Annotated in this window: 19 protein-coding genes; 9 read left to right on the top strand and 10 right to left on the bottom strand. The window is 72.0% G+C overall.

Annotated features, from left to right (window positions below; translation table 11 throughout):
• Positions 1-201 precede the first annotated feature (201 nt).
• The 5 genes from EDC02_RS23095 to EDC02_RS23115 form a co-directional block, all read right to left on the bottom strand.
• Positions 202-549, bottom strand: coding sequence for a beta/gamma crystallin domain-containing protein (locus tag EDC02_RS23095; protein WP_123603758.1), 348 nt, complete (start codon positions 547-549; stop codon positions 202-204).
• Between the two features lie 157 nt (positions 550-706).
• Positions 707-2,056 carry a TIGR02679 family protein gene (locus tag EDC02_RS23100; RefSeq protein WP_199757741.1) on the bottom strand — a complete coding sequence of 450 codons (1,350 nt, stop codon included), beginning with the start codon at positions 2,054-2,056 and terminating at the stop codon, positions 707-709.
• Entirely contained in the window at positions 2,053-6,246 is a 4,194-nt protein-coding gene (locus EDC02_RS23105; RefSeq protein ID WP_199757742.1) for a TIGR02680 family protein, read from the bottom strand. The genes EDC02_RS23100 and EDC02_RS23105 overlap by 4 nt, the downstream gene beginning before the upstream one ends.
• Before the next feature lie 8 nt (positions 6,247-6,254).
• Positions 6,255-7,481, bottom strand: coding sequence for a TIGR02678 family protein (locus EDC02_RS23110; protein WP_123603759.1), 1,227 nt, complete (start codon positions 7,479-7,481; stop codon positions 6,255-6,257).
• Positions 7,478-9,136 carry a TIGR02677 family protein gene (locus EDC02_RS23115; RefSeq protein ID WP_123603760.1) on the bottom strand — a complete coding sequence of 553 codons (1,659 nt, stop codon included), beginning with the start codon at positions 9,134-9,136 and terminating at the stop codon, positions 7,478-7,480. The genes EDC02_RS23110 and EDC02_RS23115 overlap by 4 nt, the downstream gene beginning before the upstream one ends.
• Before the next feature lie 82 nt (positions 9,137-9,218).
• On the opposite strand from EDC02_RS23115, the gene EDC02_RS23120 reads away from it, so the two are divergent.
• The gene (locus EDC02_RS23120) at positions 9,219-9,515 is read left to right on the top strand and encodes a type II toxin-antitoxin system Phd/YefM family antitoxin (RefSeq protein ID WP_123603761.1); all 297 of its coding nucleotides are present in this window, start codon (positions 9,219-9,221) and stop codon (positions 9,513-9,515) included.
• Positions 9,512-9,913: a type II toxin-antitoxin system VapC family toxin gene (locus tag EDC02_RS23125; protein ID WP_158632275.1), complete on the top strand. Its 402-nt coding sequence runs from the start codon at positions 9,512-9,514 to the stop codon at positions 9,911-9,913. Before EDC02_RS23120 ends, EDC02_RS23125 begins: the two co-directional genes overlap by 4 nt.
• Before the next feature lie 15 nt (positions 9,914-9,928).
• Here EDC02_RS23125 and EDC02_RS23130 read toward each other — a convergent pair whose 3' ends face one another.
• On the bottom strand, positions 9,929-10,501 hold the full coding sequence (locus tag EDC02_RS23130; protein WP_233606244.1) for a TetR/AcrR family transcriptional regulator: 573 nt from the start codon (positions 10,499-10,501) through the stop codon (positions 9,929-9,931).
• A gap of 159 nt (positions 10,502-10,660) precedes the next feature.
• Here EDC02_RS23130 and EDC02_RS23135 point away from each other — a divergent pair, with 159 nt between their 5' ends.
• The 3 genes from EDC02_RS23135 (at position 10,661) to EDC02_RS23145 (ending at position 15,681) form a co-directional block, all read left to right on the top strand.
• Positions 10,661-11,461 carry a siderophore-interacting protein gene (locus EDC02_RS23135; protein ID WP_123603763.1) on the top strand — a complete coding sequence of 267 codons (801 nt, stop codon included), beginning with the start codon at positions 10,661-10,663 and terminating at the stop codon, positions 11,459-11,461.
• 45 nt (positions 11,462-11,506) lie between these two features.
• Positions 11,507-13,735 (top strand): 2Fe-2S iron-sulfur cluster-binding protein, encoded by a 2,229-nt coding sequence (locus tag EDC02_RS23140; RefSeq protein WP_233606247.1) that lies wholly within the window; start codon positions 11,507-11,509, stop codon positions 13,733-13,735.
• A 164-nt stretch (positions 13,736-13,899) separates the two neighbouring features.
• Complete coding sequence (locus EDC02_RS23145) at positions 13,900-15,681, top strand: DUF1996 domain-containing protein (protein ID WP_123603764.1); 1,782 nt, start codon at positions 13,900-13,902, stop codon at positions 15,679-15,681.
• A 92-nt stretch (positions 15,682-15,773) separates the two neighbouring features.
• Here EDC02_RS23145 and EDC02_RS23150 read toward each other — a convergent pair whose 3' ends face one another.
• A complete protein-coding gene (locus tag EDC02_RS23150) occupies positions 15,774-16,523 on the bottom strand; it encodes an SDR family oxidoreductase (protein WP_123605076.1) in 750 nt (249 codons plus the stop codon).
• Positions 16,524-16,626: 103 nt separating this feature from the next.
• On the opposite strand from EDC02_RS23150, the gene EDC02_RS23155 reads away from it, so the two are divergent.
• A complete protein-coding gene (locus EDC02_RS23155; protein WP_199757904.1) occupies positions 16,627-17,466 on the top strand; it encodes a LysR family transcriptional regulator in 840 nt (279 codons plus the stop codon).
• Here EDC02_RS23155 and EDC02_RS23160 read toward each other — a convergent pair whose 3' ends face one another.
• A complete protein-coding gene (locus EDC02_RS23160) occupies positions 17,467-18,153 on the bottom strand; it encodes a CPBP family intramembrane glutamic endopeptidase (RefSeq protein WP_199757743.1) in 687 nt (228 codons plus the stop codon).
• Between the two features lie 131 nt (positions 18,154-18,284).
• On the opposite strand from EDC02_RS23160, the gene EDC02_RS23165 reads away from it, so the two are divergent.
• The 3 genes from EDC02_RS23165 (at position 18,285) to EDC02_RS23175 (ending at position 19,572) form a co-directional block, all read left to right on the top strand.
• Complete coding sequence (locus EDC02_RS23165) at positions 18,285-18,920, top strand: DUF2975 domain-containing protein (RefSeq protein WP_123603766.1); 636 nt, start codon at positions 18,285-18,287, stop codon at positions 18,918-18,920.
• Positions 18,920-19,195 carry a helix-turn-helix transcriptional regulator gene (locus EDC02_RS23170; RefSeq protein WP_123603767.1) on the top strand — a complete coding sequence of 92 codons (276 nt, stop codon included), beginning with the start codon at positions 18,920-18,922 and terminating at the stop codon, positions 19,193-19,195. The genes EDC02_RS23165 and EDC02_RS23170 overlap by 1 nt, the downstream gene beginning before the upstream one ends.
• 239 nt (positions 19,196-19,434) lie before the next feature.
• The gene (locus EDC02_RS23175) at positions 19,435-19,572 is read left to right on the top strand and encodes an alkaline phosphatase PhoX (protein WP_233606432.1); all 138 of its coding nucleotides are present in this window, start codon (positions 19,435-19,437) and stop codon (positions 19,570-19,572) included.
• Between the two features lie 123 nt (positions 19,573-19,695).
• On the opposite strand, the gene EDC02_RS23180 is transcribed toward EDC02_RS23175, so the two are convergent.
• Both EDC02_RS23180 and EDC02_RS23185 read right to left on the bottom strand, forming a co-directional pair.
• Complete coding sequence (locus EDC02_RS23180) at positions 19,696-19,887, bottom strand: hypothetical protein (protein ID WP_148083571.1); 192 nt, start codon at positions 19,885-19,887, stop codon at positions 19,696-19,698.
• A gap of 609 nt (positions 19,888-20,496) precedes the next feature.
• Positions 20,497-22,179 (bottom strand): fumarate hydratase, encoded by a 1,683-nt coding sequence (locus EDC02_RS23185; protein WP_123603769.1) that lies wholly within the window; start codon positions 22,177-22,179, stop codon positions 20,497-20,499.
• Between the last annotated feature and the right edge of the window lie 40 nt (positions 22,180-22,219).

Below are 22,219 nucleotides of genomic sequence, written 5' to 3' on the forward strand. Positions count from 1 at the left end.
ACAGTCCGTCCGCTGGCGCCATGGCAGTACCGGTCCGACGGACAACCAGTCCGATGTCTGCTGTGTCGATCACGCCCAGCGGAGGGGACCGCAGGTCACGGATCAGGCCCAGAACAGGTGAACAATGTGAGCGACGGTCCGCTCCGCCGGTGGCCCCGGCGTGGCTCGACCGACTGACGCCGGTCGAGCCGCGCCGACGCGTCACCAGATGCGCAACCCGTACACCCGAACGTTCTTGAACCCGGCCGAACCTCCCTTGTCGATGGTGGTGGAATAGAATCGCCGGTTGTAGTCGTAACTCACGGTTACCTTGTTGGCGCCTGCAGATACCCGGTAGACGCCGGAGATGTTCACCGCGACCGAGCCCGAGTTGGCGTAGCACCGCGCGCTACCGACGTTGCTGCTCACCATAAAGTGGACTTTGAGGAAGTCCGTGCGGTTTCCACAGGTGACCGAGTTGATCGCGTAAGCAGGGTTGGCCGGCGTGACGAAGGTCAGCGCCAGGACGGCCAACGCCCCCAGCGCGACCTTCCTGAGGTTGAGTTTCATGCTCTGTCGAACTCCCTCTGTTGTGGCGTGTTGTCGCGATGAGAACGAGCCAGCCGGGCAACCGGTTCAAGACGCGAGCCACTGCCTGCCTATCGGGTCTGCCCGCGCCCCGCCGACCTCGGGGCGGCAGCGCCCCGGTGACGGCTGCCGGTGGTCGTCACCGCTGACCGGACAGATCGGCGAGGAGGGTGTCGAGGACCAGTTCCTCCTCGACCCGCGTACCGTGCCGGCTCATCGCAGCGGTCAGCTCGGCGTCCCAGCTGGCGTCGACCGGCTGGCCGGTCAACGTTCCCGGCGTGGGGCGCACCGCTCCCGACGCTGCACCAGCGGCGACGCCCACCACCGCCGCGCGGTACGCGGCGGCGTCGTAGCGCCACGGCTGCCACGGCACCCGGGAGCGCAACAGGTTGGCGATCCGTACGCCGCCCCAGTCGAAGTCGCCGTGGTAGCGCAACCGTGCCCCACTGGCCGTGAGGCCGGTCAGCAGCCGCAGCGCCGCCGTGCTCGGCTGACCGTTGACGCAGACCAGCGGCGGACACGCCGGACCGAGCAGGTCGGCCGCCGCAGCCAGCACCGTCGGGTTCTCGCAGACGTGGACGGTGCCGGTCGGGAAAGTCGGCCGTTCCCGGCCGAGTTGGCGCAGGGTCAGCACGAGCGGCTCACCAGTCGTCGCGGCGGGTGCGGTCAGGGCGTACAGGCGGCTGCCCGGACGCGCCGCCACGTTGAGCGTCAGCACGGTCGACGACAGTTCGTCGACGAGGACGCCGGCGCTGTCCCACAGCGCCCGCCGCCGCTGCGCCGGGGACGTCGGTTCGTCGTCGCCGGGCCACCAGACGGCCCGCACCGCCGACAACACGAGGGTCGCCAGCGGACGGTCGGCGTCAAGGGCGTGCGCGTCGCCGGTGGTGTGCGCGGCGAGCCGGGCCAGCGGGGTCCCGTCGGCAGGCAACGCCGCCAGCACCGCCACCAGGTGCTCGACGAGCCGGGCCGCCGCGTCCGGCGTACCGGACAGTCGGCGCACCAGCGCGACCGTACCGCGATCGCCGCACCAGTCGGCCAGGTCGGGCGCGCGGCGGCCGAGCCGGTCCAACGGCGCCAGCACGGTACGCCAGGCGGCATCGGCGGCGGCGCGGACCTCGGCGGTCACCGGCACCGGCCCGAGGATCGTCTCGACAGCGGCGGCCAGCCCGTCCGGGTGCAGGCCGCTGCGGCGCACCACCCGGTCGAGGTCGTCGAGGTTGACCGTCAGCGATGTGCCCCGGCCGGGTGGCCGCCCCAGCAGTCGTTGCACCGCCTGTCGCTCGGCCGGGGTCGGTCGGCTCAGCGAGATGGGGCCGGTCAGCGGCCGGCCCTGGGCCATCCGCTGGCGCACCCGCTGCACGACCCGTTCGGTGTCGGCCCCGCCGAGCTGCCGGCGCAGCCGATCAAGATCCGGCCCAACCACATCGAGATCCGGTCCGGCCACCTCGGCGTCCGGCCCGGCCATCTCGCCGTCCGGTTCGGTCACTCGGCGGACCACAGCGCGGGCTGCTCCGAGCCGTCAGATCCGGCCGGGTCCGGTTCGCCGTCCGGGCGGGTCGGTCGCTGCTGCGGCACCGCCAGCTCGACCCGACGCATCCGGTGCCGTTCCCGCCCGTCCCACCGCCACGGGGTGACCAGTACGGCGTCGATGCCGTCGTGCCGGGCCAGCTGCGCGATGCCCAGTCCGGGCACCTGCGGATAGCAGCCCCACTCGCGTTCGCTGGTCATCACCACGTCCAGGTCGAAGGTGGCGAGCAGCCCGAGGCACTTGGCCCGGGAGTCGTCGTCGACCCCGGCGAACGCCTCGTCGAGGGCGATCAGCCGCGGCGCGTGCTGGTTGCCCGCCGAACCGTAGTACGAGGAGGCGGCGGCGAACAGCGGGATGCTGGCCGCCAGCACCCGCTCACCACCGGAGGCCGGACCGGTGGCCGGCCGCCACTGCCCGTCCTGATGGCGCTGGATCGCGAACTCGTGCCAGGCCCGGTAGTCCAGCGCCCGGGTGAGCTGCTCATGCCAGGTGGCTGCCTCGTCGCGCAGCCGTTCCCGACCGATCTGCTCCTGCAGGAACGCGCCGATCGCCCGACGGTCGGCGTCGTTCCACACGTCGGTGCTCTGCCGCAGCTGCCGGGCGCGCAGCTCGGCCAGGCCGGGCGGCGCGTCCCGGGTGGGCCGCCACAGCAGCCGCAGCCGCATGCCGGTGGAGGTGGGCCGCTCCTCCAACTCGCCGTTCATCGTCGCCACCTGCTGCTCGGCGCCGGCGACCAGCTCCTGCAACGCCCCGGCGACCTCGTTGACCAGGTGGGTCTCCAACACCTCCCGCTCGTGGGCGGAGAGCACCCGCTGCCGTTCGTCGATCTCGGTGACCAGGGCGGCGGACAGGTCCGCGACGGACCGGCTGTGCCCCTGGAACACCACCTCCACGATCATGGTGTCCTCACGGACGGCGGGCAGCACCTGATGTCCGTGCCGGGACAGGCTGTCGGTGAGCACCTTCATGTCCAGGCTGACCTGGTGCTGGATGCGTTCCCAGGGGCGGTCGCCGTCGTCGACGTCGACGAGCAGCCGGTCGACGCCGCGCGCCACGGCCACCGCCGGGGTCGTCGCCCACGGCTGTCGGGTGTCCGGGAGCTCCTGCTCGGGGCAGGCCAGGGCGATCAGGCCGGTGTCGGCGAAGGCCCGCAGCACCTCGACGGCGGCGTCCCGGGTGGCAGTGGCCTCCGCCAGGTCCCCGGTCAGCCGGTCACGTCGCCCGTCGGCGTCGCCCCGGGCACCCCAGGCGTCGCGTTCGCGCTGCCGGGTCTCCCGGCTTTCCCGCTGGCACTCCTGCTCGGCGTCGGCCACCTCGCGGAGCTGGCGTTCCAGCTCGGCGACGGTCGCGCCGGCGGTCGCGTCCAGCGTCTCGAACTCCACCCGGGCCAACCGGGCCGCCTCGGCCGTCTCGGCCGCCTCGATCGCGGCCGGTTCGAGCTGCTCCTGCTTCTCCGCGTACGTGCGGGACGCCTCGTCGCGGCGGCGCGTCGCGTCGCGTACCCCGGTCAGGGTGGGCCACCAGGCGGCCAGCGTCACCTGGTAGTCCTGCAGCCCGTCGCGGACCTCGGCCAGCCCGTCGGCGTCGTGGGGCAGACCCACGTCGTCGGCGAACTCGGTCGCCTCGGCCAGCGCCGTCTGCGCCGCCGAGACCGCCGTACGGTGTCGCGCCGCCGCCTCGTCCCGCCGGCCGGCGGTGTCCCGGCGCAGCTGGTGAGCGCCACGGACCAGGGTGTGCGCCTCGCGTAATGGCTGGTCGGAGGGGAGACTCTCGGTTTCCTGGCCGACCGCCCGCCGCCGTTCGTCCAGTGTGGCGCGCTGCTCGGCGAGGTCGGCCGACACGGCGGCGAGTTCGTCGGCCTCGGCGCGCAACGCGGCGATCCGGGCCCGGCGGGCCGCTTCCCGGGCGCCGTCGCCGATATGTTCCGCGTCCGGTTTGGTCCACCGCCCGGTGACGACGCCGATGCCGAAACCACCGTCGGTGCCGACCCAGGTCGGCGCGCCGGAGTCCGCGCCGAGACCGATCGCGGCGAGGACGGCGGCGACCGTCGGCCCGGTCAACGCGGCGGCGTGCGGGTCGGCGTCGTCGATGGCCGGGCGCAGCAGCGTCCCGAGGTTCGTCGCCACCTCGGCGGTGGGGTGCAGCAGCGCGTCGCCGCTGTCCGGGTTGCGGACCGTGCCGTCCGGGTCGATCCACGCGTCGAGCACCCCGGCGGCCTCCAGCGCCGCCTCGATCCCGGTGCGCACCTGCGGTGGCACGTCAGCGACGAAGTCGACGACCCGCCACAGTGGTGCGCCGGGCCGGTCGTGGCGCAGCTGCGGGGACCGGGTGTGCGGTGCCGGCGGCGGCTGGTGCGCCCCGTCGGTCAGCCGACCCAACTCGGCGTCGATCTCCCCGACCCGGTCGGCGACCCGCCGCTGCTCGGCCTCCACCGCCGCGTCGGCCCGGGCGATCGCCTCGGCGGCCGCCCGGCTGGCGGCGGTCACCTCCCGGGCGACCGGGTTGTCCCCGTCCAGGGTGCTCACCCACGAGTCGAGCCGGCCGAGCACCGTCTCCGGGTCGGCGATCGACAGCTCGACCAGCCCGGTCAGGTACTCGCCGGTGCGCCGTACCAGGGTTTCGCCCTGTTCGGCGGCGGCGGTCTCGGCGTCGGTGACCGCTTCGTCGGCCGCCGCCACCTCGGTGTCCAGCCGGTCGACCTCCTCCCGGGCGCGGTCGGCCCGGGTCCGGGCCGACTCGGCGGCCGCGCGGAGCCGATCGAGGGTACGCAGCGCGGCCCGCCGGTCGGCGACCAGCTGGTCGGCGGCCCGGCGCGCCTCGTCGAGCCCATGGGTGAAGTCGTCCGGCAGGGCGGCGAGGACCCGGTCGCGGTGCCGGTCGGCGATCCGCGCCGCAGCCGCACCGTCCGCCACCCGGGTACGCGCCGCCGCCTCGTCCTCCTGCGCCGCCTGCAGCTCCTGCGCCGTCTGCTCGGCGGTACGCCGGGCCTGCGCCGCCTCCGCCTCGACGTCACGCAGGCGTTTGGCCTGCTGGCCGGCGAACGTCGCCCGCTGACCGGCAGACTCCCGCAGCCGAGTCAGATGCTCGGCGGTACGCGCCTCGGGGCTTTCCGCGAGTGCCCGTCGGCGCGCCTGCAGCTCGGTGCCGCGCGCGTCCAGCTCGGCCAGTTTGACCTCGGCCTGGCGTACCGCCTTCTCGGCCTGCTCGTGTGCCCGCTGCGCCTCGCCCAGCTCGCGGCCCAGGTGCTCGTAGCGGCTGTGCTGCTGCCGCAGCACCGCGGCCTTGCGTTTCGTCGCGATCCGCGCGTACTGCCGGTAGCGGGTGAGGAAGTCGTCGGCGGCCTTCTTCGTCTCGCGCAGCTCGGTCAGCGTCTCCCGCTCGTCGTCGAGGCCCCGGAACGCCTCGGCGACCTGGGCGATCAGGTTCTCGTCCAGCGGCGGGAGGGCGTCGCCGAGCGCCCGGGACAGGGTCTTCTCGTCCGGGCGCTTCGACAGCTGCGGCTGCCGCAGCTTGATCAGCAGGGACACCAGCGCGTCGTACCGGTCCCCCAGGCCGAACAGTGCCTCGTCGACCGCCCGCCGGTAGTCGACGGCCCGGTCGTAGAGCATCCCCGCCGTGCCGATCGCGTCCCGCAGCCGGTCCCGGGTCGACGCCGTACCGGTGGGGGTGAGCAGCTGCAGGTCGGCGCCGACCCGTTGGCTGGTGACGAAGTACCAGTGCCGGGCGATTCCGCGCCCGGCGACCGCCTTCAGGCCGCAGCCGATGGTCAGGTAGCGGGCGGTGCCGTCGGCGTCGCGGCGGCCGAACTCCAGCCAGGTGTAGCCGGTCCGCTCCGGGTGCGGGTGCCGGCCGCCGAGCAGCAGGTTCCACTCCATCCGCTTGTGCGGATCCCCGTCGGGCTCCACTCGGTACGGTGCAAGCTCACCGTCCAGCAGGAACGGTACGGTCAACGCGAGGACCTTCGACTTGCCGGTGCCGTTGTTGCCCCGCAGCAGCAGGCTGCCGCCGTGGAAGTGGAACTCCTCCTGGTCGTAGTAGAAGATGTCCACCAGCCCGGCCCGCAGCGGCTGCCACCGTTCCCGGTCCGGCACCGGCAGCTCCCGGTCCGGTGTCGACGTCGGTGCGGGTTCGGTCGCGGCGGTGGTCACGGTGACGGCTACTTCCTTCCTTCGACGGTCCGGGTCTCCCGGATGGTCGGCTCTGCCAGGGAGTAACGGGCGATCGCCGGGCGGGCGACGACCAGCGGATCCTCGGCCTGCTCGACAGTGATCAGCTTCAGGGCACGCAGCGCGTCCAACGCGGTGGCGACCAACTCGACCTCGGCGCCCGGATCGGTGGCGTGTTTACGCCAGTACGACCGGTGCGCCCGGGCCAGCTCGCGGGTGTGCCGGTGCAGCTCGCTGACCCGCAGCCCACCCGCGCTGGCCACGCTGGCAACCGCGATTCGCTCCGCCAGCAGCAGCGTCAGGTGGCTCTGCATCCCCTCGGCCGGCATCCGGACGTCGGTCAACTCGTCGGCCGGGTCCACCATCGCGACCCCTTCGGCCCGCACCTCGCCGACCAGCCCGGTCAGTTGGGTGATCCGGTTCAGGATGGCGTACCGCTGGCTGGTCAGGTAGGCCAGCTCGGCCTCGGTCAACTCGTCGTAGTAGACCACCGGCTGTTCGAGCAGCAGCCGGGTGAGCCGGTGCCGCAGCGCCCGGTTGCGGGCGTCCTCGACATCGGGCACCACCTCGACGGTCAGCGCCGCCAACCGGCCGGCCGGCGCCACGTCACCGATCATCGACGGGCCGCGGCTGCTGGCCAGCAGGCCGGCGATCACCCGCCGGTCCACGTCGTAGAGCACGTCGCCGCTGGTGCCCAGGTACGCGTCCTCGTGGCCGGCCACCCGACGCAGCACCCCCCAGTGCAGCAACAGCCGGACCACCGCCACCATGTCGGCGCGCCGTTCCCGCCGGTCCAGAGCGAACGTGAACCCGGTGGCGGCCAGCGCCGGATCGGCGGCGGCCAGCACCACGTCCTCCGCCAGCCGGCCCAGGGTGATCTGCCCGTCGGCGCGTTCCAGCGCGGCCAGGGCGAGGCAGGCCAGCACGTACCGTTGCCGGGAGAACGGGGTTTTGGCCTTCGGATCCCGGGCCGGATGGGTCTGGTCCTGCGGGTCGGCGGTCAGCTTCATCAGCCGGATCGTCTGGGCGTCGGCGACCAGCCGCCACCCGGTCTCCCGGTCGAACCACTCGCGCAGCTCCGCAGCGTACGTGCGGACCAGCCGGAACTCGTCGTCCGGGGTCAGCCCGGCGACCAGCAGCGGGCGGGCGAGCAGCAGCCGGGCGGCCCGCTGCAGCCGGCCCGAGGAGTCGCCCTCGGCGGGGCCGCGCGCCCTCATCCGGCCGCCCCGACCGGGGCGACGTCGGCTCCGACCGGGCCGGAACTGGCCCCGACCGGGGCGAGGTCGGCTCCGACCGGGCCGGAACTGGCCCCGACCGGGGCGAGGTCGGCTCCGGTCGGAGCCAGGTCGGTGATGTCGACCAGATGTTCCGGCCCGGTGAGCACCCCGTCGGCGGTGACGATCCGCACCGGCGGTGCCCCGTCGACGCGGACCAGGCGTACCCGTAGCGTTCCGTCGGAGGTGGTGGTGGTCACCTCCGTAGCGTCCGGCCGCCGGGCCGCCAGCGCGTCGCCCAGCAGATGGAGAAAGAGCCGGAACTCGGCGGTGTCCAGCTCACCGAGGCGCGACAGTGGGACGGGCCCGTCGGTGGCCAACGCCACTCGGGCGCGGGCCGTCTGCGCCGTCTCCCGCTCGGCGCGTTCGGCCAGCTGCCGCCGCTGCGCGGAACGGTCCAGCACCCGGCTCGGCGAGCCGCGCCGCTCGTACGATCCGGTTTTGCGCAGTCGAGGGCTGATCTCCAGCCGGGGTGCCTGGGCCCACGACGTCGATGCCGGCACCGGTCGCTGCTCGACCGCGGCCAGGGTCTCCCCGGTGACGGTCAGGTGCCGCACCGGCGACAGGCCGAACGCGGTGTGCCACAGCCGGTGCGCGGCCTCGTCGTCGGGGGCCTGCGCGAACCACAGCGCCAGCGACCGGAAGTCGGCCGACCGGTCCGACCGGCCGGCCCGGCGTTCGTTGATCGACGCCACCGCGCCGAGCAGCTGCCGGATCGCGCCGATGGCGGCGGTACGCAGCAGCCGTGCCTGGGACTGCCGGCTGGCGTCGCCGCTGACGAACCAGTCCCGCAGACCGTTCCAGCGTTGCTGCCAGACCACCCGCGCCTGGTCAAGTGCCTGGTCGTCGGCGTCCTCACCGGGTGCGGCGTCGGCGGTCTCCCGACGGGCCACGATCTCCAGCAGCGGGTGCACCCCGGTCGCCTCGATCCGGTGGGCCAGGTTGGCGATCTCCGCGCCCCGGTTGGCGAGATCGGCGATGAACCGTTCGATGTACGCGATCAGCTGTTCCTTGTACGCGAGGAAGGCCGCCACATCCGCGTCGGCGAAGTCGACGGCCCGCCGCAGCGATGCCATGAACGCCTGCGCGTTGTCGGCCAGCCCGGTGAACCGGTCGACCAGGCTCCGCATCAGCAGGTGGGTCTTTGCCGGGTCGGGCGCGGACCCGGCGGCGGCCTCGGTGGCGATGCCCAGCAGCGCGCGCAGCTGGTCGGCGATGTCGGACAGCGCCACCGACTGCAGTGCGCCGCGTCGGCCGATCGCCTCCTCGTACGTGGCGATGGCCTGCTCGGCGGCGTGGCCGTGCGCGCTCAACTGATAGAGGTAGCGGGCGCGGTGGAAGTCTTCCACGGTGGTGACCCGTCCGGTGTCCGGGTCGGCCCGCAGGTTGCCCCACTCGGCGAGCTGGGCCAGCGCCGCCGCGACGGCCTCCAGCGACGCCCCGGGGCCGATCTCGGCCAGGACGTCCTCCGGCCGCAAATGTACGGTGAACCGCCGTTTCGCGCGGACGAACGCGTTCAGCACGTCCCGGTACAGGGTGACGTTCTGCGCCTGCAGGTGCGCGAACGGCTGGGCGGGCGGGCCGGTGCCGGTCGACATCTGGCCATCATCGCAGACCCGGATCGGGCCACGACGCACGCAGCAGGATCATGTGGCCACAAAATTGTGATACATTTCGTCCATGACGACTGCTGGCGAGCACTCGGTTGGTCTTCGAGAACTACGCCACAACACCAGCGAGGTGCTGGCGCGGGTGCGACACGGCGAGACGATCGATGTGACGGAGTACGGAAAACTGGTGGCGCGGATCGTGCCGGTGGCCGAACGCGAGCCGACGCCCGTGTTGGACCGCCTGGTCACGGCGGGTCGGGCACGTCTGGCGGTACGGCCAGGATTCCGGCCACGGATGCGGGCCGGGGACGGCACCGACCGACTCGGGGACGCCCTTGGCACGCTACGCGACGAGGAACGTTGGTGAGTCTCTACTACATCGACACGTCCGCCGCGCTCAAGTTGCTGGCCGAGGAGAGCCACTCCCACGCGTTCGCCGCCTTCTACGACGACCACCCGGGCGCGTCGTGGGTCAGTTCCACGTTGCTGCGGATCGAGGTGATCCGGGCCGTCGGCCGGGTCATGCCGGCAGCCCTACCGGATGCCAGAGCCCTCCTGCTGGCCTTCGACTACGTCGACATCGACGACGAGGTCGTGGACGCGGCGATGGACGAGCCGGACCGGATGCTGCGGTCGCTGGACGCGATCCACCTGGCCACCGCGCGAGTGCTCGGGACGGATCTGGACGGCCTTGCCACCTACGACGACCGGCTGGCGGCTGCGGCGAAGGACGCGGGGATTCCCGTCGTCGATCCGCGGGACTGACCAGCCCGCGAGCCGCTACCGGTCGCCGCGCAGGTACCGGGTGACCATGTCGACCAGTTCGTTCTCCAGCGTCTCGACCGGGACGCCGCGCGGGTCGGCCAGTAGCTTGTGTGTGTTGATCTCCACTGTGAACAGGATCAGTTCGGCGGCGGTGTCGACGTCGCGTACGTCGACATCCGGGTGCCGGGCGAGCAGGTCACGCAGCTGAGAGACCCGGACCTCGCCGTGCCGGTTGATCGCGTCGAGCAGTTCCGGCGATACCGGCGCCTCTTCGATCATGATGCGGAGCAGTTGCGGATCGTCCCGATGGTTGTCGATCGCGTCGCGGACGATCGCCCGGACCATCGCCGGCAGGCTCCCGGCGGACATGTCGAGCTGATCGGCCTGCTGCCAGGCGCCGCGATCGATGTGGCGGACCAGCAGCTCGGCGAGGATGGCGTCCTTGTTCGGGAAGTACTGGTACAGCGAGCCGATGGAGATGCGGGCCCGCTCGGCGATGCGGTTGGTGGTCCCGGCGGCGTAGCCGTACTCGGTGAAAACGTGAGCAGCGGCGGTGAGGATGCGCTCCCGGGTCAGCTCGGCACGCACCTGGCGGGGCCTGCGACGTGGCGCAAGACGATGGTCGCCCGACGGCATCCGGGGTCCTCCTCGGCAGCGGCAAAAGCGAGTAGCAAAAAGATGAGCTATTGCTCAGAATAGCTTCATGAACTGCGAAAACAAGAGCGGTCAGCGACCCGGTGGTGGATCGTGATCCCCAAGGTCCAGCTGCCCGAGTCACGGACGATGATCAGGCTGGAGGTGCGCCGCCGCGAGTTCCCCACCCCGGGCTTCGCGAGCGTCACCCTGGGCGGCCCCGCCGTCAGGGACCTCGTCGTCGCCGGCAACGACCAGGCCGTCCGGCTGTTCTTCCCCCGCGAGGGACAGACCGGGTTACGGATGCCCACCGTCTCGAACGACGCCTGGATCGCCCAGCTGCTGCTGTGGCCGAAGTCGACCCGGCCGTGGGTCCGCAACCTGACGATCCGGCGGGCCCGACCCGCCGACGACGAGATCGACATCGAGTTCGCCCTGCACGGCGACTCACCCATGTCGTCCTGGGCACGCACCGCCGAGCCGGGCACCCCGGCCGGGATCTTCGACATCGGCACCATGTACCGACTGCCGGAGCAGGTGCACCGGCAACTGCTGATCGGCGACGAGAGCGCGCTGCCCGCCGTACTGTCGATCCTGGACGGCACGCCGCCGACGCTGGCCACGGAGGTCTACCTGGAGGTCCCGACCAGGGCCGACATCCGGGCGGTCGAGACACCCGCCGGCGTACGCGTCCACTGGTTCAGCCGCGACGACGCGGACCTGCGACCCGGCGCTCTGCTGGTGGCGGCGCTACGCGACGCGGCCCTGCCGTCGGACCGCTGCTACACCTGGGTCGCGGGCGAGTCCTGGTTGGCCACCACGGTACGGCGACACCTGGTCAACGACCGTGGAGTCGCCAAACGGGACATCTCGTTCTTCGGCTACTGGCGCCTCGGCCGGGCCGCACCCGGCTGACCGAAGACCCAGCTGACCGAGGAACGGTTGAGAGAGGAATCCCCTGTGCGACAGGCAGACCAGGTGGCCACCCCGCGCCGGCTCACGACGGTGGAGCAGGTGGAGAGCATCGTCGGCCGGCCGGCGTCGATGGTCATGCTCAAGCAGATCAGCGCCCTCGACGAGGGCTGCCGCAGCGTCCTCGCCCGCTGCCCGATCGCCGCCTTCGGCTACCGGGACGCCGACGGCACCAGCAGGACGACCTTCATCGGCGGTACGCCGGGGTTCACCCGCGTCCACTCCCCCACCCGGATCTCGTTCGCCCTGGCCGAGCCCGGCGATCCGCACGGCCCGGTCTCGTTCTTCTTCCTCCTGCCCGGCGTCGGGGAGATCCTGCGGGTCAACGGCACGGTGGTCACGCGTCAGGGCGCGCGGACGACGGTCGACATCGAGCAGGCGTACGTGCACTGCGCCCAGGCCGTGCTGCGGTCCCGCCTGTGGCAGCCACCCGCACCGCTGGCACCGCCAACCGGGATCGCGAGCGACGGTCCGCTGGGCCGGCCCGGTGTCGCCGAGTTCCTGGCCGGCGCAGCGTTCCTCGCACTGTCCAGTTGGGACTCGTCCGGGGACAGCGACACCAGCCCACGCGGCGACCAACCGACGGTGGCCCGGATCCTGGACGGTCACACGCTCGCCATCGCCGACCGCAAAGGCAACAAACGCGCCGACACGCTGCACAACCTGCTCTCCGACGACCGGCTCTCGTTCGCCGCGCTCGTCCCCGGCCGCAGCGGCGTCCTGCACGTACGCGGCCGGGGCGCGATCACCGACGACCCCGTACTGCTGGAGACGATGGCGCTGCGCGGCATGGCACCGCACGCGGCGCTGCTCATCGACGTCGAGCACGCCGAGGTGACCGACAACCCGGCTGTGGCACGGTCGCGGCCCTGGGCACCCGACCGGCACGTCCGGCCCGGCGAGGCCCCGGACCTGATGGCTCTGGCGTCCGACCACCTCACCGCCGGCTCGGCGAACGCCCCGGGCGGCCCGCCCGCCTTCCTGGTCAAGGCCATCGGGTCGGTCCCGGGGATGCCCCGGCTGCTGCGCCTGGTGCTGAACCGTGCCTACCGTTCCGGACTGCGCAAAGAGGGCTACGACGGCGTCGAGACTGACGCGGGCGGCCGACGCCACGGCCTGCTGGCCCGGCTGCGCCGCCGGCCGGGAGCCGGGTCGCGGCCGGACAGCCAACTCCGCGAGGTACGCGTCGTACGGGTCCGCAGGGAGACGCCGGACGTCGTCACCCTCGTGCTGGCCGACGCCGACGGCGGCGACGCGCCGTTCGACTTCCGACCCGGCCAGTTCTTCACGCTCGTCGTCGACATCGACGGCCGCCCGGTGCGCCGCGCCTACTCGGCCTCGTCGGCGCCCGGCTCGCCACATTTGGAGGTCACCGTCAAGCACGTCGAGGGTGGCCGCTTCTCCAGCCACGTGCACCGTGACCTGCGCGCCGGGGACCGCCTCGCGGTACGCGGCCCGTCGGGCTCCTTCCATACCGGGCAGCAGGCCAGCGGTGACCTCGTGCTGGTCGCGGCGGGCAGCGGCGTGACCCCGATGATGAGCATGATCCGTACCCGGCTCGCCGGCCGGACCGAGGACGGCCGGACCGAACGCGGCCGGATTGCGCTGCTCTACAGCAGCCGCACCGAGCAGGACGTCATCTTCGCCGACGAGCTGCGCCGGCTGGAGCGGGAGCACCCCGACCGGTTCTCGGTCACCCACGTACTGACCTGCCGGGACCGGCGGCTCGACGCGGACGGCGCACGGCGCTGGATCACCGAACTGTCCCCGGACCGGGACGCCCACTACTACATCTGCGGCCCGGAGCCGCTGATCGACACCGTGCGAGGCGCGCTGACCCGCCTCGGGATCCCGGACGCGCTGGTGCACCACGAGCGCTACACCAGCGCGGCGGACCTGCACACCAGGGCGGAGGAACCGGCGACCGCGCCGGCCGTGCCCCGGCAGATGACCATCGAGCAGGACGGACACCCGGCCGCGACGGTGCTGGTCGAGCCCGGCCAGACGTTGCTCGACGCGGGGCTCGCGGCCGGGCTGCCGATGCCGTACTCCTGCACCATCGGTAACTGCGGGGAGTGCGTGGTGAAGCTCCGCGCCGGGCAGGTCGCGCAGCACGAGCCGAACTGCCTCACCCCACGGCAGCGGGCCGACGGCTACGTGCTGACCTGCGTCGGCCGGCCGATGTCAGCGGTCACCCTGGACATCGCGGACCCGTGAGCGGCGACCGGTCCGGTGCCGATGATCGATGCCGAGCAGTTCTTACCAGGTGCTTACGAGCCGGCCCGAACCCGAACTGCCGCCGCCGGCAGACCCGTACCAGCCGTCGACACCAGGCGCCGACACCGGCCCTGGAATCACTGGCAACAGGTAGGGAGAGGCCGATGGAACCAAGGAAGAGCCGGGGCCGCCGGGCCGTCGACAGCCGTACGGTCCGCGGCGTGACCGTGGCGGTCGCCACCGTCGCCCTCGGGGCAACCGCCGTCGTGACCTTCGTGTCCGGTGGCGGCCGCAACTCCGCGTCGGCCGGGTCCATACCGGCCGCCTCGGTCCGGATCGAAGAGGTCGCGCCGAACGTCGTCGAGGTGGCCGCTGGGCCGAACGGCTCGACCGGCGTGTTCACCGTCGACTGCGGCACCAACGGCAACGGCAAGTTCAGCTCGGACAACCCGGTGGCCCAGCCTGGCATCAGCAACGGCGCCGAACACCTGCACGACTTCGTGGGCAACCTCGCGATCAACGCGAACACCAGCGACGAGGCGTTGGCCGCGTCCGGCACGACCTGCCGCAACGGTGACCGGTCGTCGTACTTCTGGCCGGTGGTGCGCATCGACCGTTCCCCCCGCTCCGGCGTCGGGGACGTCGGGACGCCGACGGTGTCCTGCCCACCCGCCAGGGACCGCATGCCGTCCATCCCACCGGCCGCGTACGGCAACGTGCAGCGGGCGCTCGGCGAACTCGACCGGCAGATCGCCGAGGCGAACGCCCGGCTCGCCGGCAGCCAGGGAGTCGACGCCCGGCGCAACAACGAGGTGCTCAGCTGGTTGCGCGCCCGTCGGGCCGGGACGCTCCGCCAGGTCGCGGGTGAGCTCGGCCAGTTCGGCGCCCGACCGACCGGTCTGATGTCGCTGGTCGACTGCGCGGTCAGCTACGACGCCCTGCACGCCGGGCACAGCACGGACGGTCGGACGCAGGCCAACCCGATGGTCGAGTGCCCGACCGTACGGGACCGGCTGCCGGCCGTACCGGCGCAGGCAGCGGCCGAGGTCGACCAGAATCTGAACCTGCTCGACCGGCAGATCGCCGAGGCCAACGAACGGTTGTTGACCACGGCCGGCGAGGGCGGCCCGAACTTCGCCCAGAACGCGATCGTGGGGCCGCTGCGCGACAAGCGGCGGGCCACCCTCGATCGGATCGAGATCGCGATCGGTCGGCACGCGGCGCGGCCGACCGGGCTGACTCAGCTGGCGTCCTGCACCCTGCTCGGGCCGGGCAGCGGCGACAACAGCGGATCCGGTGACAACGGCGGCGATGGGGGCGACAACGGTGGGGCCGGCGACGGAGCCGACGGCCCGGACGCCGCACCGTCGGCGCTGCCCGTCCCGTCCGGCCCGGACCTGGAGCTTCCCGGCAACACCGGCGGCATCGTCCGGCCCGCCGAGGTTCTCATCGAGTACCGGGGCAACCCGGTCAGCAAGGTGACCCCGATGCCCCGGTTCCTGCGGGCGTTGACCGGTGAGTCGAAGCCGACCAGTCGTGGCCCGGGCAACGCCCGCGAGTCCTGGACCTGCTCCGGCTTCACCGACCGGCTGTCGGACAAGTACCCGATCTGTCCGAAGGGCTCGCAGGTGCTGCGCGTCCATGACTTCCCCGGCTGCTGGGACGGGGTCAACATCGACAGCGACAACCACCGGTCGCATCTGTCGTTCGCCGACGCGACCACCGGCGCCTGCCCGACCGGGTTCGTGGCCATCCCTCAGCTGCGGATCACCATCGCCTACTACATCCCGCGTGACGTGCAGTTCAAGGGTCAGTACCTGCTCGACTCCTTCCCCGAGGAGGACCACAACCCGTTCTCCGACCACAACGACTTCATCAACGTCAACTCGGAGAAGCAGATGAGGAAGATCGCCAAGTGCATCAACGCCGGCCGTAGCTGCCGCTGAGCCGTCGGTCCGCCTCCGGTGACCGGGCTGGTCCAGCCGGGTCACCGAGGCGGAGTCACCAGAGCAGGGAAGTCACCCACGGAGCCGGGAGATCACCAGGGGATGATGCCGTCGTCGTTGACGAACGTGCCGGTCGGGCCGCCGTCGGGCAGCGTGGCCAGCCGGATCGGGGTGGCGGCGGCTTCCTGGACCGGACGCCCGACACCGCCGGTGAAGTCGGTGGCGACCAGCCCCGGGCAGGCCGTGTTGATCAGGATGTCGGTGTCGGCGAGCTGCCGCACGTAGTGCACGGTGACCGCGTTGAGGTACGTCTTCGTCGGCGAGTAGGCCGCCATGATCGGGCCCACGTTGATTTCCGGATCGGACTGCCAGGTCAGCGAGCCGACGCTGCTGGAAATGTTGACGATGCGCGGCGACGCCGACCGGCGCAGCATGGGCAGCATCGCGTTGGTCACCCGGATCACGCCGTACACGTTGGTGTCGACGATCTCACGGACGGCGTCGAGGTCGAGCGTGGTCGGGTCCTGCTCCCATCCCGGCCCGGTCTCGCCGGCGATGCCGGCGTTGTTGACCAGGACGTCCAGCCCGCCGGCCTGACGTTCGATCAGCTGCGCAGCCTCGGTGACGCTGCGGTCGTCGGTGACATCCAGCGGTACGGCGAACGCGTCGACTCCGGCGGCGTACAGCGTCTTGACGGCTGCTTCGCCGCGGGCGGTGTCGCGCGCCCCCACCGCCACCCGGTAGCCCTTCGCCCCGAGCCCGGCGGCAATCTCGTAGCCGAGTCCCTTGTTCGCGCCGGTGACCAGCGCGGTCTTCGTTGCGGTCGTGGTCTTGTCGGTCATGGCCCCGATGGTGGCGCGGCGGTAGCCGCCGTCGTTACACCGTCTGGGTGCCGCTGTCATACCCGGCGGGTATCACCGACGTATCGTTGTCGGCGTGGAGACGCTGGAGACCCGTGAGCTGCGGTACTTCGTCACGGTCGCCGAGGAGCTGCACTTCAGCCGGGCGGCCGAACGGCTCGGCATCGCCCAGCCGCCGCTGTCCCGGGCGATCGCCCAGCTGGAACGCCGCCTCGGCGTCACCCTGCTCGACCGCGACCGCCGAGGGGTGGCGCTCACCGACGCCGGTCAGGTGCTGCTCGACGAGGCGCGCGCCATCCTGGACGCCACCGCCGCAGCCGCCCGGCGGACCCGTCGCGCCGCCGCCGGCACCAACCGGCTGACCCTGGTCACCAAGGCCGGCGCCGGCCATGAACTGCTGCAGAAGCTGCTCGACGCGCACGCCGCCGAGCCGGACGCGGCCGAGATCGACGTGCTGCTGTGCGGCATGGGCGACCAGGCGCGGATGCTGCGCGACGGCCGCGCCGACGCCGCGCTGATGCAGCGGCCGTTCGACTCGCTCGCCAGCTTCGACACCGAGGATCTGCTGACCGAGCAGCAGGTCGCGATCCTGCCCGCCGGGCATCCGCTCGCCAGCCGTACTTCGTTGACCATGGCCGAGGTCGGCGACGTGCCGGGGCTGCCGGTCGCCCGCTGGCCGCGCCCCGACGGTACGTACGAACCCGGACCCGGGCCGGAGATCCACGACCAGTCTCAGCTGGCCCAGCTGATCGCCCTCGGGCACACCATGGCCGTGCTGTGTGCCTCGTCCCGGTCCTGGCTGTGGGACGCGCACACCGCCGTACCGCTGACCGACGCGCCGCACGTCACCACCGTGCTCGCCTGGCTGCCGGACAACCGCTCCCGGGCCGTCGCCGGACTCGTCCGGACCGCCACCCAGCTGTGATCAGCCGTAGCTGACGAGGACCGTGCCGAGCGCGGCGGCGTTCCACAGCGCGTGGGCCACCATGGGTGCCGTCAGCCGGCGGGTGGCCAGGAACAGCCCGGTGTAGACCAGGCCGGCGACGGTGATGGACAGCGCGTCCAGAGCGCTGGCCGGCAGGTGCAGCAGGCCGAACAGGACCACCGAGACGACCGCCGCCACCCACAGCGTCACCTGGGGGCGGGCGGACCGTTGCGGGATCGCCCCGAGCAGGAACCCCCGGAAGTACAGCTCCTCGGCGATGCCGCCGCCGACGATCCCCAGGAAGAGGGTGGCGGCCAACGCGGCCGGTCCGGCGGCGGACATGCGCAGGATCTCCTGGATCTCCGGGTTGGCTTCGCCGCCGGCCGCCGGCATCAGCACCCCGAACTCCAGCAGCAGGCGGGGTGGGACGGTGGCCGCCGCGATCAGCATGTCCCGCCGCCAGTGCCGCGAGGTCAGGCCGAGACTTCGGCGGGTCAGCCCGTGGCGGCGTAACCACCAGGCGATGAGGGCGGCGGCCGACACCAGTTCGGCGGCGGCGACCGCGACCAGCACCGCCGGCACCCCGTCGGCCGCGAACACGCCCATGGCCAGCGGTGGTCCGACGAAGCAGATGATCGCGCCGGCGAGGAACACCCCGGCGGAGCGGACGGGAACGGGGATGGTCACGGCTGGTCCAGCCTTCCGGTGGGCGGATGGGGTCGGTCGACGTACCGGTGGCGGGCTGACCCGCTGCGGCATATCGAGATTCGATATACTAGACCAAATTCATATCGAATTTCGATAGGGAGGGGCCGCCCATGCGGCACGACATCGAGCGGGGGCGTCGTCCCCGTACCGCTCCGGCCGGTCAGTGGGCCTTCGAGGCGGTCACGGCAGGTGCCGTGGCACTCGGCACCCTGCTGGACGCCGCCTCGGCGATCGGCGTACTGATCGCCGACAACCTGGTCGTGCCCGTCACGGTGAACCCCACCACCGACCTCGGGCCGCCGGCCACCGCCGGCCGCTTCACGCTCACACCCGGGGACGCCGCCCTGCTGACCGTGACCGAGCCGACCGTCGCCGACCGGCTCTGGATCTTCGGGCCGGCGCTGCTGCTCGCCGCCGTCATCGCCACCGCCGGCGGACTGCTGTGGCGGGTGGTGCGGTCGCTGCGCTCAGCGGACCCGTTCCACCCGCGCAACGCCCGCCGGGTCGGCGCGGCGGCCGCCGTACTCCTGCTCGGCGGATCGCTGGCCGCCGCGCTGCAGGCCGCCGGTCACCTCGCACTCGTCAGCACCGCCCGGGACGCCTGGCAACCGGACCGGACACTCGCGCTGCAGGCCGTCATCGACCCGCCGGTGGCCGTCCTGCTGCTCGGCCTCGGCCTCGGCGCGGCGGCCGAGTTCCTGCGCCGGGGCACGGCGATGCGCGCCGACCTCGACGGACTGGTCTGATGGCCCCGACCGACGACGAACAGTCCGCCGGTCACCGGGTGGTCTGCCACCTCGACCGGCTGCTCGCCGACCGCCGGATGACCCTCACCGAACTCGCCGAACGGGCCGGGGTCACCGTGGTCAACCTGTCGGTGTTGAAGAACGACCGGGCCAGAGCGGTCCGGTTCTCCACCCTGACCGCCATCTGCGACGTGCTGCACTGCCAGCCAGGTGACCTGTTCAGCGTCTACCCCACCGATCCGCCCGCACCGGGTCCCCAGGCTCCGCCCCCGTGACCGCCCACCGGCCACCGCGGCCACCAGCAGGACGGCGCCGGAGGACGTGTAGCGGGCGTCAACTTCTGACGTGGCGCACCGTTGGATAGGCGCCCCGGTAGCTGTCTCGATCCAGAAGGTCCAGCCGTTCCGCTGCGGATTGACTCCGGGGCGCCGTTCGCTCACCACGGCTCGAGCAGCCTCGCTCGGCGTGCGGTACACCGAACCAGCGAGCGGGCCGCTCAGAATTTCGATACGCGATCGCCCGCAACCAGCTCAACGACTCGGAGTTCTGCGGGCCGACCTTCACCGACGACGGCAAGGTTCTCTTCGTCAACATGCAGGACCCCGGTCTCACCCTGGCCATCACCGGCCCGTGGGAGAAGTACCTGGGCTGACCCGATCGCTTTGCGCGGTGCGTGGGACCGACCGGTCCCGCCCACCGCTGGTCAGTGACGCCGTGGGCCGCCCCTTGAGATCAGGCCGCCGCCGGCAGACGACGGGTACCCCGGCAGACGACGTCAGGTTTCGCCGTCGCGGATGATCTGCCGGACCCGCTCCCGGCTGTAGCCGGTGGCCGCCACGATGTCCACCTGGCGCACGCCGTCCCGGTCGGCGGCCCTGATCGCTGCGGCCAGGTCGGCACGTGCCCGGTCCACCTTCTCTCGGGCCTCGGCCACGAGGCGGGCGGCCCGCTCTTCGGCACGGGGCACCGCAGCTTGCGCCGTGCGCAACTTTCGTACTGCCGCCTCCAGGTCCGCCACTTGGCCATTTCAGCAGGTCAGACGTTAGGCCAAGCCACCTAGCGGATATGTTGGCCAAATTTAGCACTTGACGTTTGGCCAAATTAGGGTTGCAATAGTTGGCATCCGGAGATGGCCGGGTCCGATCGGCGCTCCCGGTACCGACCCGCCCCGACCAGGGAGGTCCGAGCGGGGGCCATGAGGTCACCGTTCGGACCGAGCACCTGACGCTGTCCGACCGCGACCGCGACCGCGACAGCGGCCAGGGCTCCCGCGCCATCTACGAACTTCGCACCTCTGACCGTCGGGGCTGACCCGAACACCCCGACACGGACGACGCCCCCGACCGCAGCCGAGGGCTTCGGATTGCTCCGGGTTGGTGTTTCTCGGGTTGGGGCGGGGAACCCAAGATGCCTCCGCAGGCTTGATGCCACAGGTGCATCAAGATGCACCTGTGGCATCAAGCCCAACCGGCACCCCCCACCCAGGGGATGACCCTGCGCTCAGAGCCAATGACGCAACGTAACCGACGGGTTCAAGGATCGATGCCAGTTCCGTCGGTGTGCGGAGCCCATGGGGTCAGCGGCGGCCGACGGTGAGGACCGGTTTGGTGACCTCGGCGTAGAAGTCGTTGCCCTTGTCGTCGACGACGATGAACGCCGGGAAGTCCTCCACCTCGATCTTCCAGATGGCTTCCATGCCCAGCTCCGGGTACTCGAGGGCCTCGACGTGCCGGATGCAGTCCTGCGCCAGCCGGGCCGCCGGGCCGCCGATCGAGCCGAGGTAGAAGCCGCCGTGCGTACCGCAGGAGCGGGTGACCTGCGCGGACCGGTTGCCCTTGGCGAGCATGATGTGCGAGCCGCCGGCGGCCTGGAACTTCTCCACGTACGCGTCCATCCGCCCGGCCGTGGTCGGGCCGAACGAGCCGGACGCGTACCCCTCGGGGGTCTTCGCCGGACCGGCGTAGTAGACGGCGTGGTCGCGCAGGTACTGCGGCATCGGCTCACCGGCGTCCAGCCGCTCGGCGATCTTGGCGTGGGCGATGTCCCGGGCGACGACCAGCGGGCCGGTCAGCGACAGCCGGGTCTTCACCGGGTACTTCGACAGCTCGGCGCGGATCTCGGCCATCGGCCGGTTCAGGTCGACCCGGACCACGTCGGCGTCGGCGGACGCGTCGGCGGCGAGGGTTTCGTCGGTGACGTCGGGCAGGAAGCGGGCCGGGTCGGTCTCCAGCTTCTCCAGCCACACCCCGGACGGGGTGATCTTCGCGACCGCCTGCCGGTCGGCGGAGCAGGAGACGGCGATCGCCACCGGGCAGGAGGCACCGTGCCGGGGCAGCCGGACCACCCGTACGTCGTGGCAGAAGTAGCGCCCGCCGAACTGTGCGCCGATGCCGAACTGACGGGTCAGTTCCAGCACCTGCGCCTCCAGCTCGACGTCGCGGAAGCCGTGCGCGCCGATGCTGCCGCTGGTCGGCAGGTTGTCCAGGTACTTGGCGCTGGCGTACTTGGCGGTCTTGAGCGCGAACTCAGCCGACGTGCCGCCGACGACGATCGCCAGGTGGTACGGCGGGCAGGCGGAGGTGCCGATCAGCCGCAGCTTCTCCTCCAGGAACTGCATCATCCGGGTCGGGTTCAGCAGTGCCTTGGTCTCCTGGTAGAGGTACGACTTGTTGGCCGAGCCGCCACCCTTGGCCATGAACAGGAACTTGTACGCGTCCGGCTGGCCGCCCGGGTCCTCGGCGTACAGCTCGATCTGGGCCGGCAGGTTGGTCCCGGTGTTGCGCTCCTCCCACATGGTGATCGGCGCGAGCTGCGAGTAGCGCAGGTTCAGTTTGGTGTACGCCTCGTACACCCCCCGGGCGATGGCCTGCTCGTCGGTGCCGTCGGTGAGCACGTGCCGGCCGCGTTTGCCCATCACGATGGCGGTGCCGGTGTCCTGGCACATCGGCAGCACCCCACCGGCGGCGATGTTGGCGTTGCGCAGCAGGTCGAGAGCGACGAACCGGTCGTTGGGTGACGCGGCCGGGTCGTCGAGGATCGCCCGCAGCTGGGCCAGGTGCGCCGGGCGCAGGTAGTGAGCGATGTCATGCATCGCCTCGGCGGTCAGTGCGGTCAGCACCGCCGGCTCGATGGTGAGGAACCGTCGCCCGCCCGGCCCGTGCACGACGTCGACGCCTTCGTCGCTGATCAGGCGGTATTCCGTCAGGTCGTCGCCGGTCGGTAGCAGCGGGGTGTGGGAGAACGGGGCGGCACTGCTCATGACCGGCAAGCCTAGGCCAGAGGTGGCCGCAGCTCCCAAC

This window comes from Micromonospora sp. Llam0, assembly GCF_003751085.1.
Taxonomy (GTDB): domain Bacteria; phylum Actinomycetota; class Actinomycetes; order Mycobacteriales; family Micromonosporaceae; genus Micromonospora_E.

Coding starts and splice junctions, on each gene's coding strand:
- EDC02_RS23095 (WP_123603758.1), bottom strand. CDS start 549: ATGAAACTCAACCTCAGGAAGGTCGCGCTGGGGGCGTTGGCCGTCCTG.
- EDC02_RS23110 (WP_123603759.1), bottom strand. CDS start 7,481: ATGAGGGCGCGCGGCCCCGCCGAGGGCGACTCCTCGGGCCGGCTGCAG.
- EDC02_RS23115 (WP_123603760.1), bottom strand. CDS start 9,136: ATGTCGACCGGCACCGGCCCGCCCGCCCAGCCGTTCGCGCACCTGCAG.
- EDC02_RS23120 (WP_123603761.1), top strand. CDS start 9,219: ATGACGACTGCTGGCGAGCACTCGGTTGGTCTTCGAGAACTACGCCAC.
- EDC02_RS23145 (WP_123603764.1), top strand. CDS start 13,900: ATGGAACCAAGGAAGAGCCGGGGCCGCCGGGCCGTCGACAGCCGTACG.
- EDC02_RS23150 (WP_123605076.1), bottom strand. CDS start 16,523: ATGACCGACAAGACCACGACCGCAACGAAGACCGCGCTGGTCACCGGC.
- EDC02_RS23165 (WP_123603766.1), top strand. CDS start 18,285: ATGCGGCACGACATCGAGCGGGGGCGTCGTCCCCGTACCGCTCCGGCC.
- EDC02_RS23170 (WP_123603767.1), top strand. CDS start 18,920: ATGGCCCCGACCGACGACGAACAGTCCGCCGGTCACCGGGTGGTCTGC.
- EDC02_RS23185 (WP_123603769.1), bottom strand. CDS start 22,179: ATGAGCAGTGCCGCCCCGTTCTCCCACACCCCGCTGCTACCGACCGGC.